Source organism: uncultured Mailhella sp. (assembly GCF_944324615.1).
Classification (GTDB): Bacteria; Desulfobacterota; Desulfovibrionia; order Desulfovibrionales; family Desulfovibrionaceae; genus Mailhella.
Window position 1 is genome coordinate 22148 of sequence record NZ_CALUWY010000028.1, and the last position, 12247, is coordinate 34394.

11 protein-coding genes are annotated in these 12247 nt (G+C 64.1%); 6 read left to right on the forward strand and 5 right to left on the reverse strand.

Annotation, left to right across the window (positions count from 1 at the left end; genetic code table 11):
• Window positions 1–29: 29 nt before the first annotated feature.
• Genes trpB through Q0K07_RS07660 form a run of 5 tightly spaced genes read right to left on the reverse strand, consistent with a single transcriptional unit; the run spans window position 30 to window position 5651 of the window.
• The gene (gene trpB, locus Q0K07_RS07640) at window positions 30–1208 is read right to left on the reverse strand and encodes a tryptophan synthase subunit beta (RefSeq protein WP_294558211.1); all 1179 of its coding nucleotides are present in this window, start codon (window positions 1206–1208) and stop codon (window positions 30–32) included.
• Window positions 1205–1852, reverse strand: coding sequence for a phosphoribosylanthranilate isomerase (locus tag Q0K07_RS07645; RefSeq protein ID WP_294558213.1), 648 nt, complete (start codon window positions 1850–1852; stop codon window positions 1205–1207). The genes trpB and Q0K07_RS07645 overlap by 4 nt, the downstream gene beginning before the upstream one ends.
• A complete protein-coding gene (locus Q0K07_RS07650) occupies window positions 1842–2663 on the reverse strand; it encodes an indole-3-glycerol-phosphate synthase (RefSeq protein WP_294558215.1) in 822 nt (273 codons plus the stop codon). Before Q0K07_RS07650 ends, Q0K07_RS07645 begins: the two co-directional genes overlap by 11 nt.
• Window positions 2660–4246: an anthranilate phosphoribosyltransferase gene (gene trpD / locus Q0K07_RS07655; protein ID WP_294558216.1), complete on the reverse strand. Its 1587-nt coding sequence runs from the start codon at window positions 4244–4246 to the stop codon at window positions 2660–2662. The genes Q0K07_RS07650 and trpD overlap by 4 nt, the downstream gene beginning before the upstream one ends.
• Entirely contained in the window at window positions 4227–5651 is a 1425-nt protein-coding gene (locus Q0K07_RS07660) for an anthranilate synthase component I family protein (protein ID WP_294558218.1), read from the reverse strand. The genes trpD and Q0K07_RS07660 overlap by 20 nt, the downstream gene beginning before the upstream one ends.
• Before the next feature lie 564 nt (window positions 5652–6215).
• On the opposite strand from Q0K07_RS07660, the gene Q0K07_RS07665 reads away from it, so the two are divergent.
• The 6 genes from Q0K07_RS07665 to Q0K07_RS07690 form a co-directional block, all read left to right on the forward strand.
• On the forward strand, window positions 6216–7013 hold the full coding sequence (locus Q0K07_RS07665; protein WP_294558219.1) for a 2-amino-3,7-dideoxy-D-threo-hept-6-ulosonate synthase: 798 nt from the start codon (window positions 6216–6218) through the stop codon (window positions 7011–7013).
• A gap of 312 nt (window positions 7014–7325) precedes the next feature.
• Window positions 7326–8132, forward strand: coding sequence for a 2-amino-3,7-dideoxy-D-threo-hept-6-ulosonate synthase (locus Q0K07_RS07670; protein ID WP_294558220.1), 807 nt, complete (start codon window positions 7326–7328; stop codon window positions 8130–8132).
• Window positions 8133–8146: 14 nt separating this feature from the next.
• Window positions 8147–9115 carry a 3-dehydroquinate synthase II family protein gene (locus Q0K07_RS07675; protein WP_294558222.1) on the forward strand — a complete coding sequence of 323 codons (969 nt, stop codon included), beginning with the start codon at window positions 8147–8149 and terminating at the stop codon, window positions 9113–9115.
• 2 nt (window positions 9116–9117) lie between these two features.
• Window positions 9118–10254: a prephenate dehydratase gene (pheA, locus tag Q0K07_RS07680; protein ID WP_294558224.1), complete on the forward strand. Its 1137-nt coding sequence runs from the start codon at window positions 9118–9120 to the stop codon at window positions 10252–10254.
• 3 nt (window positions 10255–10257) lie between these two features.
• Window positions 10258–11574, forward strand: a complete 1317-nt coding sequence (aroA, locus tag Q0K07_RS07685) for a 3-phosphoshikimate 1-carboxyvinyltransferase (protein ID WP_294558226.1) — start codon at window positions 10258–10260, stop codon at window positions 11572–11574.
• Window positions 11571–12247, forward strand: a 677-nt coding sequence (locus Q0K07_RS07690) for a prephenate dehydrogenase/arogenate dehydrogenase family protein (RefSeq protein WP_294558228.1), incomplete at its 3' end; no start/stop codon positions are given. The genes aroA and Q0K07_RS07690, both read left to right, overlap by 4 nt.

The following is a 12247-nucleotide window of genomic DNA, read 5'->3' on the forward strand; positions in this document are numbered from 1 at the left end:
CGCGGCCGCGCCGCTTTTTAAACGCCTTTTCATACCGCCTGCAGGCCGAGGGCCTTTTCCACGATGTCCATGTCCTTGTCGCCCCGGCCGGAAAGGTTGACCAGCACGCGACTCCCCGGCGCGAAGCGCTGCCGGTGTTCCAGAACAAAGGCAAGGGCGTGGGAGGATTCCAGCGCCGGAAGTATGCCCTCCATGCGGCAGAGCTTCTGAAAGGCGCTGAGGGCCTCATGGTCGTAGGCGATGCCGTATTCCACGCGGCCCGTGGCCGCGAGGTGGGCGTGCTCCGGCCCCACGCCGGGGTAATCCAGCCCGGCGGAAATGGAACCGGAAGGCAGTATCTGCCCGTTCTCATCCTGCAGGAGCATGGTGTATTCCCCGTGCAGCACGCCGGGGCGGCCCAGATTGACGGCCGCCGAATGCAGGCAGCCCGCCTCGCCCGTGCCCCCGGCCTCCACGCCGAAAAGGCGCACCGACGCATCCGGCACAAAGGGCGAGAACATGCCTATGGCGTTGGAACCGCCGCCCACGGCCGCCACCACGGCATCGGGAAGCGCGCCCGTCTTCTCCAGCATCTGCGCGCGGGCCTCGCGGCCGATGACGCTCTGAAATTCCCGCACAAGGTCGGGGAAGGGATACGGCCCCGCCGCCGTGCCGAAGCAGTAATGCGTGCTGCCCTGAAGCGAAATCCAGGCACGGAGCGCGGCGTTGATGGCGTCCTTCAGGGTGCGGGAACCGCTTTCCACGGCCACCACGTCCGCCCCCATGAGGCGCATCCTGCGCACGTTGGCCGACTGCCGCTCCATATCCTCCGCCCCCATGAACACCGTGCACTTCATGCCGAGCCTCGCCGCCGCGGCCGCCGTGGCCACGCCGTGCTGTCCTGCGCCCGTTTCCGCAATGAGGGCCGTCTTGCCCATGTGGCGCGCAAGCAGCGCCTGCCCCAGGGTATTGTTGATCTTGTGCGCGCCGGTATGCAGAAGATCCTCCCGCTTGAGCCAGAGCTCGAAGCCCAGCTCTTCGGAAAGCGCGGGGCAGAAGGTGAGCGGCGTTTCGCGCCCGGCATAGTCGTGCAGCAGACCGTGCAGCTCACGCTGAAATTCCTGCGAAGGCAGAATGGAGGCCATGGCCTCTTCCAGTTCCATAAGCGGCGGCATGAGCAGCTCCGGCACGAAGCGGCCGCCGAAATCTCCGAAATATCCTTTTTTCACTGTCCGTCCCCTTCCGATCCGCGTCTGCCGCGGGCATGTTCCCAGGTGCGCACCGCCTCCACCGCCCGCGCCATGAGCGCTTCATCCTTCACGCCGGGGGAGGCTTCCAGTCTTGAATTGAAATCCACGCCGTCCGGCGAACAGACGGCAAGGGCCCGCGCCACGTTCAGAGGGCCGAGCCCGCCGGAGAGAAACCACGGGTGCGGGAAGCCGAGGCCGCGCAGCGCCTCCCAGTCCAGTTCCCGCCCGCTGCCCATGCCCGCATCGAGCAGATACATTCCGCACGTTCCGGCAAAGGCCGCGATATCCGCAAGAAGCGCCTCGCGCGAGTCGTACTTTGCAGGCCAGAGCACGCGGATGACGCAATCCGCGGCAAAGGCCCGGGCAAACTCCGCGCTCTGCCCGCCGTGAAGCTGCACATAGTCAAGGCGGGCAAGGCGCACGATGTCCCGTATCTCCTCCGCGCTCTGGCGGACGAACACGCCCACCCGCTTCATGCCGTGCGTATCCAGGGCCGCCGCCTGAAGCGCCGTGATGTTGCGCGGGCTTCCGGCATGAAAGACAAAGCCGCAGAATTCCACGCCGAGCCGTGCCGCGGCATCCACCGCGCGCTGATCGCTCATGCCGCAGATTTTAATCCGCATCTTCCGCCTCCTTTCTGCTCAGAAGCGCGGCAAGGGCCTCGCCGGGCCTGCCGCCTTCCATGAGGGCCGACCCCACGAGCGCGGCGGCAAAGCCCCGCGCCGCAGCCTCCTCAAGGTCGGCGCGGCAGTGCATGCCGCTTGCCGCAATCCAGAGCTCTCCATGCTCCGGCGGACGGCGCTCGATGAGGCGCAGGCAGGCCTGCCTGTCCACCCTGAGGGTGGCAAGGTCTCTGGCGTTCACCTGAATGATGCGCGCGCCGCTTTCGCGGGCAAGGGCGAGGTCGTTTTCATCAAATACCTCCACCACGGCTTCCACCCCGCCCTGTTCCGCCATCTCGCGCAGATCGCGCAGCATGCGGGCGGAAGGGGTGAGGCGCACGATGAGCAGAAGCGCCGAAGCGGGCGTGGCCAGGGTGGCCGCCACCTGCGCAGGGTGGAAGAGAAAGTCCTTGCGCAGAAGGGGCGGACGATTCCCGCCGCTCTTTTCCATGGCCTCCGCCATGCGGGCAAGGTAGGAAACATGCCCGTGGAACCAGCGCTCCTCCGTGAGCACGGAAACGGCGCATGCGCCCGCATCGGCGTACTGCAGCGCCGCTTCTTCCGGTTCCAGCGACTCGCATATCACCCCGCGCGAAGGCGAGGCGCGCTTGTATTCCGCAATCACGGCAAGCGGCCCTCTGCCGCGCGCCTCAAGGGCGCGGGAGAAAGCGGGCCTTGCGCCCCGCCACGGGCAGAGACGCTCCAGCCCCCCGCCCTCAAGCTCCGCCACTTCCTGCCGCTTGGCCTCCATGAAACGTTCCAGTCCCGTCATGACAGCACCCTCATGCCTGCGCCTTCCTCCACGCCCTTCCGGGCCATGGCCACGCATTCTTCCAGACTCTTGCCCTCTTCCAGCATGTATATGGCAAAGGCCGCGTTCACGATGACCATGTCGCGCATGGCCCGGGGCCCGCGCCCGGCCAGAATTTCCTTGAGCACGGCCGTGGCCTCCTCCTTGTCGCGCACTTCCAGATCTTCCGGTTCGCAGGGAACGAAGCCGTACTGAGCCGGGTCGAAGATGATTTCATCCATCACGCCGTCGGTGATGAGCACGATGCGCGTTCTGCCCATGGTGGTCAGTTCGTCGTATCCGCCCGCGCCGTTGAACACGGCCACCTTGTGGAAGGGGCGCTTCTGCAGCGTGGCCGCAATGAGATCCACCTGTTCCGGGTCGCCCACGCCCATCATGAGGTAGTCGGGGCAGGCGGGGTTCAGCATGGGGCCGAGCATGTTGAAGAGCGTACGCATGCCGAGCTGCTTGCGTACCGGCCCCACGTTGGCAAAGGCCGGATGAAAGTAGGGCGCGTACTGGAAGGCGAAGTTTCTTTTTCTGAGCATGTCCACAATGGCATCCGGGTCCTTTTCCATGGGAATGCCCAGCCCCTCCAGCGCATCCGCCGCGCCGGACGTGGAGGACACCGCGCGGTTGCCGTGCTTGAGCATGCGGTAGCCCATGCCCGCCAGCGTCAGCGAGGTGGCCGTGGAGCAGTTGAAGGAATGTTTGCCGTCGCCTCCGGTGCCCACGATGTCGATGCACTTTTCCGGCACGCCCGGCACCTTCACGGCGCGGGCAAGCATGATGCGTATGGCCGCGGCCAGTTCGGAGGGCTTTTCCCCCTTCATGCGCAGTCCCATGAGCAGCGCCCCGGCCTGCGCGGGCGTCATGGTGCCGTCGAGCATGGAGCCGAAGGCCACTTCCGCTTCCTCGTCCGTGAGATCCCTGCCCCGGGACACGGATTCCAGAATGGAACTGATGGTGGGCGCGGCCTGCACCGTGGGCAGAAGACTGCCGGGGAAATTCTCCAGAAGGCGCAGACCGTCCGGCGTGAGTATGGATTCGGGGTGATACTGCACGCCCACCCACGGCCTGTCCCGGAAGCGTATGGACATGACCTCGCCCTGCGGGCCGCGCGCCGAAACGGCAAGGAGCGGATTGACGTGCTCGTCGTCCAGCCGGAGCACCAGGGAATGGTAGCGCCCCACCACCATGGGGTTGGGCATGCCCCGGTAGAGCCCCTTGCCGTCATGCACGATTTCCGAAGTCTTGCCGTGCATGATGATGGGGGCCGCCGTCACCTCAGCCCCGGCGTACAGCCCCAGCACCTGATGGCCGAGGCACACGCCGAGCACCGGAATCCTCGGGCTGAGCTGCCGGAGAAAGGCCAGGCAGTACCCGGCCTTTGCCGGATGCCCGGGCCCGGGGGAAATGCAGACCATGCGCAGCGAAGGATCGTTGGCAAGGGCCACCAGACCGGGATCGTCGTTTTTCACCACACGGGGCCTGTGCCCCAGACGGCAGAAGGCCTGAACCAGATTGTAGGTGAAGGAATCGTAATTATCGATGAGCAGGAACATGGAATTCTCCCGGGATAAGACATGCCTGACGCATGATGGCCGACTTGGTGCATACCTCCTTCCATTCCAGCGCAGGGCTGGAATCGTGCACAACGCCGCTGCCCGCCTGCCAGTACAGGCGGCCGTCCCTGACCCACATGCTGCGTATGGTGATGCCCGTGTCGAGGTTCACGCCGTCCTTGTCCAGACCGAGCCAGCCGATGCACCCGGCATAGGGCCCGCGCGGCACCTTTTCCAGCGAGGCGATGATTTCCATGGCGCGGATCTTGGGCGCGCCGCTCACCGTGCCCGCCGGGAACGCGGCCGAAAGCACGTCCACCGCGTCCAGCCCCTCTTCCAGCTCCGCGGTGACGCGGCTTGTGAGGTGCATGACGTGGGAAAAGCGCTCCACCATCATGAGCCGCTCCACTTCCACGCTGCCGGGCAGGGCTATGCTGCCCAGATCGTTGCGGGCAAGGTCCACCAGCATCATGTGTTCCGCCCTTTCCTTGGGATCGTCCTGAAGGTCGGCGGCAAGGGCCTCGTCCTCATCCACGCTCTGCCCCCGGCGGCGCGTCCCGGCAATGGGCGCGGAAAGAAGCCTGCCCGCGGTGCAGCGCACCATGACCTCGGGGGAGGAACCGAAGAGCGTGATGCCCGGAAGATTCATGAAGAACATGTACGGGGAGGCGTTTTCGCTGCGCATGCGGCGGTAGAGCAGGAAGGGATCGCCGGAAAAGGGCGCGCTGAACTGCACGGAAGGCACCACCTGAATGGCCTCTCCCGCGCGCAGCATTTCCCGTATGCGCTCCACCGCCTGCTCGTACTGCGCCCGTCCCGACATGTCGGGCAGAACGCCCGCCTCCTCCAGCGTGCGCGCCCCGTTTCCCCGCCCGCTGCGTACCTCGCGGGGCGTGCCGAGGCTCACCTCGGCAAGGCGGTTGTACATGTGATCGAAGAGAAGAAGCGTCCCGGGCAGACAGAGCACGCATTCCGCATCCTCCGGCCTGAGCAGTTCCGCCACCTTCGGGTGGAAGAGCCCGGCCATGCCGAAGCCGAAATATCCGCACAGGGCGCGGGTGATGGGCGGCAGGTTCGCCGCCCGTGGGTCGGGCAGAATTTCCAGGGAACGCATCACCTGCCGCAGACCTTCCACAAAGGGCATGCCGTTGAATCCGGCAAGGGGCGCGAGGCGCTCATCCTTCACCAGACATTCCAGCTTCCCTTCCCGGCACGACACATAAAGGGCCATATCGAAGGCCAGCACGCTGTAGCGACCCCATCGGCCGTCCACTTCCGCGCTTTCCAGCAGAATGCCGTGCCCTTCCCCGGCCATGCCGAGATAAAGGCTGATGGGCGTGTCCATGTCCGCCGGGAGCCAGCGGACGCTCTGACGCACTCGAAGAGGAAACGTGTGGGCTTTCATGTCGATAACCTTGTGCTGAGTCATAAAAAAAAATGCCGCCCCCGGAGAGGGGACGGCATTCACATCTTCCACGCCTGAAGTTCAGACGGGCGTCAAGACCGCACCTCTCCCTGAAGAGGGGTACTCCACCACCACTGGCCGGAGAAGGACACGGTGAAGGCGAAAACGGACATGGAACGCTCCTGAACTCAGTTGCCCGGGAAAAGGGCTTTTTCTTTGGTGTATGCAAGGCTGTTTTTTTTGTCAATCCACGGCGGAATCTTTTCCTTTCCGGTACAAAAACGCACCGGCGGCGACGGGAACGGCTTTTTTTTCCTCCGGGCTTGACAGCGTTTCCGAACCGGAGCTATGGAAAAGAAAAAAAGGTGAACATCATGCTCAGCGCGTACCTTTCCGGCTCCTTTACCTTCGCCAGCAGCTTCGGTTGCTGGTGTGATGCGTATTATCCCGGGCCGGGCGGCGGGCTGTGCTGATTTTTATCATCACAGGACTATCAAGCCGCAGGCATATACCGCCGGCGGCTTTTTTCATATCTGCCGCAGGCGCCTGCAAAGGGGTTTCGCCATGGAAGTCGGCGCTCTCAGACGTTTCAACCACATCATCAATCCCCAGACCGGCCGTGCCATCATCGTTCCCATGGATCACGGCGTTTCCGACGGCGCGCCCCGCGGTCTGCGCGACATGGCCCAGGCCGTTCAGGACATGGACGAGGGCATGGCCGACGCCGTGCTTCTGCACAAGGGGCTCATCCACAAGGCGAAATACGAATCGCACATGCGCCTCGGCTTCATCATGCACATTTCCGCCTCCACCAGCCTTTCGCGCAGGCCCAACAAGAAAATGCTCGTGGGCGACGTGGAAGAAGCCGTGCGCCTCGGGGCCGACGCCGTGTCCATACACATCAACCTCGGCGACGACGATGAAAGCATGATGATGTCGGATGCGGGCAAGGTGGCCAAGGAATGCAGCCTGTGGGGCATGCCGCTGCTCATGATGGTGTACGCGCGCGGCCACGACGTGGACAGCTTTGATCCGCACAACATCGCCCACTGCGCCCGCGTGGGCGCGGAACTCGGCGCCGACATCGTGAAGGTGCCCTACACCGGCGACCCCGAAACCTTCGCCGACGTGGTGGCCGACTGCGGCGTGCCCGTGCTCATCGCAGGCGGGCCCAAGCTCGATTCCACGCGCAAGCTGCTGGAAATGGTGCACGGTTCCCTCCAGGCCGGAGGCTCGGGCCTTTCCGTGGGCCGCAACGTGTTCGAGCATCCGCACCGCGTGACCCTTCTGCACGCCCTGCGTGCCATGGTGCATCAGGGAGCCTCCGTGGAAGAGGCCCTCGACATCATGGGAGAGAAGTAACGGGCCGGGAGGGTGAAAAAGTTTCGCCCTTCCGCCATTTTCCTGTTGACAGCATTCTTTTTCTGGGATTAGTAAATTCTTAAACTCAGTATGGTTGTTGTTATGCATACTCTTTATACCGCCACCGCCCAGTATGAAACCAGTGCCTTCCGCTTTGGTTTCTACTTTTATTTTACCGGGCCCTGTGGTCGGAAGGGTTGCTGACAACTGTTGTTTGCAAACTTCGGGCCGCAGGCGAAACAAGCCGGCGGCCCTTTTTCTTTGTATATCGCCGCCACGCAGCCCCCAACGTTCAACGAAAAGGAACGCATTATGGAACTCGGCACCAAGAAAAGACTGTCCCGCATCTTCAATCCCGACACCAAACGAGCCATCGTCGTTCCCATGGACCACGGCATGACCATAGGCGCGCCCGACGGGCTGGTGGACATTCGCAAGGCCGTGGATGACATGAACGAAGGCGGGGCCAACGCCGTGCTCATGCACAAGGGCCTCATCCGTGCTTCCGGCTGCGCCGACGCCAATGCCGACCTCGGCCTCATCATGCACATCACCGCCTCCACGGCCCTTTCCCCCAACGGCAACACCAAGGTGCTCTCCGGTACGGTGGAGGAAGCCATCCGCCTCGGAGCCGACGCCGTGTCCATCCATCTCAACCTCGGCGACCCCAACGAAAAGGAAATGCTCTACACCGCGGGCGTCATCGCCGATCACTGCAACCGCTGGGGCATGCCTCTGCTCATGATGCTCTACGGCCGCGGCGGCCTCATCCGCGACAGCTTCGCCGTGGACATCGTGGCCCACTGCGCCCGCGTGGGCGCGGAACTCGGCGCGGACATCGTGAAGGTTTCCTACACCGGCAGCCCGGAAACCTTCCGCAAGGTCACCGAATGCTGCTGCGCGCCCGTGCTCATTGCCGGCGGCGAACGCATCGACTCCACGCGCAAGCTCCTGCAGATGGTGCATGATTCCCTGCTTGCGGGCGGCGCGGGCCTTTCCATCGGCCGCAACGTGTTTGAACATCCCCGCCGCGTGGATCTCATGCGCGCCATGAACGCCATCGTGCATTCCGGCGCTTCCGTGGACGACGCCATGGCCATTGTGGGCGAAGACCAGTAAGCCGGGGAGCAGGGATGAACATTTATTTCAAAAGCGTGCCCTTCAGCAAGAACGACGTGACCCTCGCCCTGGAATCCGGCGTGGACGGCGTCATCGTTCCCGCCGACAAGGTGGAATCGGTTGCCCAGCTTTCCCGCACGCCCGTCATTGCGGAAGAGGACATGCCCTCCCGTTCCATGGCCACCAAGGCCGATGAGGAAGCCATACGCGACGAGCTTCTTGCGGGCAGGCAGGCGGTTCTTGCCCGGGGCTGGGAAATCATCCCCGTGGAAAACCTCCTCGCCCAGTGTCCCAGCGTCGTGGCCGAGGCCGGAAACCTTGAGGAAGCCGTACTCGCCTCCGGCATTCTTCAGCGCGGGGTGCAGGGCATCGTGGTGCTGCCTGAAGCCATAGGCGACCTCAAGGACATCGTGGCCCGCTGCAAGACCAGCCGGGAACACGAGGATCTGCAGGAAGCCGAAATCATCCGCGTGGAACCTGCGGGGCTCGGGCACCGCGTGTGCATCGACACCATGTCCATGCTGCACCGGGGCCAGGGCATGCTGGTGGGCAATTCCAGCGCCTTCACCTTCCTCGTGCATGCCGAAACGGAACACAACGAATATGTGGCCTCCCGGCCCTTCCGTGTGAATGCCGGGGCCGTGCACGCCTACATCCGCCTTCCCGGCGACACCACGACCTACCTTTCCGAAGTGGAGGCTGGCCGGGAAATGCTGGTGGTGGACCATACCGGCGCCACCACGCTGGCCACGGCGGGCAGGGTGAAGATAGAAGTGCGGCCCATGCTCCTTGTGGAAGCTTCCTGCAACGGCAGAAAGGGCACGGTCTTCCTTCAGAACGCGGAAACCATACGCCTCACCGCGCCGGACGGCACGCCCGTGAGCGTGGTGAATCTGAAGGCGGGCGACAAGGTGCTCTGCCGTACCGACGAAGCCGGGCGGCACTTCGGCATGCGCATTAAAGAAGACATTCAGGAGAAGTGATCATGGCGGAGCCTTTCCAGATACCCGGCCTTGCAGAACTGCGTGAAGAAATCGACGCGGTGGACTCCGAGCTTCTCGCGCTGCTGAACCGGCGCGCAGGCCTCAGCCTTGCCGTGGGCAGAGCCAAGAAGCAGGTGGGGGGCAGAGTGTTCGATCCCGCGCGCGAGGCCATGCTTCTGGAAAGGCTCGCCGGACGCAACAGCGGACCGCTGAAGGCGGAGCACGTCACCTCCATCTGGCGCGCCATTCTTTCCGCCTCCCGTTCCCTGCAGAAAACCTGCACCGTGGCCTACCTCGGGCCGGAGGGCACGTTCTCCTACTTTGCGGCCGTGGATTTTCTGGGTGAATCCATGACCTTTGCGCCCTGCCGCGACTTCAACGAAATTTTCCGGGGCATCACGCTGAAGCAGTTCGACTTCGGCGTGATTCCCCTGGAAAACTCCATTCACGGCACCATAGCCCAGAGCTTCGACCTCTTTTCCGAGTACGAGGTGAGCATACAGGCCGAGTTCTACTCCCGCATTTCCAACAGTCTGCTCAGCAGGGAAAAGAGTCTGGACGGGGTGAAGACCGTCTATTCCCATCCCCAGCCTCTGGGCCAGTGCGCCGCATGGCTGCGCGCCAGTCTCCCGCAGGCGAAGCTCGTTTCCGTGGAATCCACGGCGGCCGCCGCATGGAAGGCCTCCCGCGAGGAGGGCGCGGCCTCCATAGGCCACCGCAGCATGGCGGAAAAGCTCGGCATGAACTGCCTTGCCAGCGACATTCAGGACGATGCCTCCAACTGGACGCGCTTCGTCCTCGTCTCCGCCGGGGACGTGACCGCCCGGCAGGCGCCTTCGGAAGGCGCGTTCAAGTCCTCCCTGCTCTTCACCGTGCCCAACAGGGCGGGCACCCTCGCCTCGGTGCTCAACATCTTCACCACCCACAAGGTGAACATGACCAAGCTGGAATCGCGCCCCCTGAAGGGCGCCGCCTGCTGGGACTACATCTTCTTTGCCGATGTGGAATGCGATCTTTCCGCCCCGGAAAGGGCGGGGCTCATCCACGATCTTCGCGCGTGCTGCTCCTTCGTGCGGGTACTGGGCTGCTACCCCGAAGGCCCCCGTCTCGATTCCACCGTCAACACCACAGGATTCTGATTCATGATCACGCTCAAGGCCCCGGCCTCCAAGTCCGTTTCTCACCGCATGCTCATCGCCGCCTCTCTGGCGCGCGGCCGCTCGCTGGTGCACCATACCCTCTCCAGCGCCGACCTGGAGCGCACGCGGGAGATACTTCAGGCCGCCGGAGCCGTGCTGGAGGATCTGGGGGGCGGAAGCTGGAGCGTGCAGGGCATGGAACACGGCCCCGCAGGCGGCGCTGCGCCCCTGAACTGCTATGTGGGCGAATCGGGCACCACCTGCCGCCTGCTCACCGCCGTTCTGGCCGCCGGGCACGGCGCCTTCCGCATCCATGGTGTGGAAAGGATGCACGAGCGGCCCATAGGCGCGCTGGCAAAGGCCCTTTCCGCCCTGGGCGCGCATATCACGTTTGAGAAAAAGGAGGGCTATCCCCCGCTTCTTCTCTCCACCGAAGGGCTTTGCGGCGGCGATGTGGACATGTGCGTCGACGAATCCAGCCAGTTTCTTTCCGGCCTGCTTCTTGCCGCGCCCTTCTGCCGCGAAACGCTCCATGTCACGCTCACCGGTTCCAGAGTCGTTTCCTGGCCCTATGTGGGGCTGACCCTTCAGGTGCTTGAGGACTTCGGCATCTCCTTCCTGGTGGAGGAAAAAGAGGGCGACGCCTGGCACGAAACGCCGTGGCGGAGCGTGCACGAGGCAAGGCCCGGCGCTCTTCGCATCAGCGTAAGCCCCGGCGCGTACCGGAGCGGCGAATATCATGTGGAAGGCGACTGGTCCGGAGCCTCCTACCTGCTTGCGGCCGGAGCCGTGGGCAGAGAAAGCGTGCTGGTCACCAATCTCCGCGCCGATTCCCTGCAGGGCGACCGCGTCATTCTGGACATTCTGCGCGCCATGGGCGCGGGCATCACCGTGCGGAAAGAAGGCATCGTGGTCAGCCCCTCCCCTCTTCACGGCATCACCGTGGACATGGGAGCCTGCCCCGACCTCGTGCCCACCGTGGCCATGGTCGCGGCCTTTGCCGCAGGGACAACGCGCATGGAAAACATTGCCCACCTCAGGCTCAAGGAATGCGACCGCATCTCGGCCTGCGCCGCAGAGCTTGCCCGCGCAGGCGTGCGCTGTGAGGAAGAGGAAGGCGCGCTCACCGTGCACGGCCTCGGGCCCGACATGCCCGACATCCGGGAAGGCACGGTATTCCGCACCTACAACGACCACCGCATCGCCATGGCCTGTTCCCTGCTCGGCCTCGGCCGGGGCCAGTCCGTCAGGGTGGACGATCCTTCCGTGGTACGCAAGTCCTTTCCTGAATTCTGGAACGTGTGGAGCGCCCTTGCATGAGCGAACGCATCGTCATTGCCGGATGCCGGGGCCGCATGGGGGCCATGCTTATGGAAAGGCTGAGCCGCTCCGCCGCGTTCCAGCCCGTGGGGCTGGACCTTCCCTATGATGAAGAGGACATGGAGCAGGCCTGCAGAGGCGCGCGCGTGGTGCTTCTGTGCATTCCGGCCACGGCCATTGCCGGAACCGTGGAAAAGCTCAGGCCCTTCATGGAGCCTTCCACCATCCTTTCCGACATCACCTCGGTGAAGGAACTGCCCATGCAGCACATGGAAAGCCTGTGGGACGGGCCGGTGGTGGGCACGCATCCGCTCTTCGGCCCCGTCCCGGCGCAGGATCTGGAACTGCGCGTGACCATAGTGCCGGGAAGGCACGCTTCGGAAGAGGACGTGGCCTTTGTGGAGAGCCTGTTTCACAGCTTCTGCTGTGTGACCTTCCGCGCCACGGCAGAAGAACACGACATGGCGGAAGCCAGAATACAGGGCATGAATTTCATCACGAGCGCGGTGTATTTCGCCATGACGGCGGAAGACCCCGCGCTTCTTCCGTACATCACCCCCTCCTTTCTCCGGCGCATGAACTCCACGGAAAAACAGCTCATGGAGGACGGCGCGCTGTTCACCTGGCTCTTTGAAGCCAACCCCCACAGTCAGGCCATGGTGCGCCAGTACCG

What these genes read in the sequence shown, in the direction of transcription:
- Q0K07_RS07670 (WP_294558220.1), top strand. Translation starts at nt 7,326, where the DNA reads ATGGAACTCGGCACCAAGAAAAGACTGTCCCGCATCTTCAATCCCGAC.
- trpD (WP_294558216.1), bottom strand. Translation starts at nt 4,246, where the DNA reads ATGTTCCTGCTCATCGATAATTACGATTCCTTCACCTACAATCTGGTT.
- Q0K07_RS07650 (WP_294558215.1), bottom strand. Translation starts at nt 2,663, where the DNA reads ATGACGGGACTGGAACGTTTCATGGAGGCCAAGCGGCAGGAAGTGGCG.
- Q0K07_RS07660 (WP_294558218.1), bottom strand. Translation starts at nt 5,651, where the DNA reads ATGAAAGCCCACACGTTTCCTCTTCGAGTGCGTCAGAGCGTCCGCTGG.
- Q0K07_RS07675 (WP_294558222.1), top strand. Translation starts at nt 8,147, where the DNA reads ATGAACATTTATTTCAAAAGCGTGCCCTTCAGCAAGAACGACGTGACC.
- aroA (WP_294558226.1), top strand. Translation starts at nt 10,258, where the DNA reads ATGATCACGCTCAAGGCCCCGGCCTCCAAGTCCGTTTCTCACCGCATG.
- pheA (WP_294558224.1), top strand. Translation starts at nt 9,118, where the DNA reads ATGGCGGAGCCTTTCCAGATACCCGGCCTTGCAGAACTGCGTGAAGAA.
- Q0K07_RS07645 (WP_294558213.1), bottom strand. Translation starts at nt 1,852, where the DNA reads ATGCGGATTAAAATCTGCGGCATGAGCGATCAGCGCGCGGTGGATGCC.
- Q0K07_RS07665 (WP_294558219.1), top strand. Translation starts at nt 6,216, where the DNA reads ATGGAAGTCGGCGCTCTCAGACGTTTCAACCACATCATCAATCCCCAG.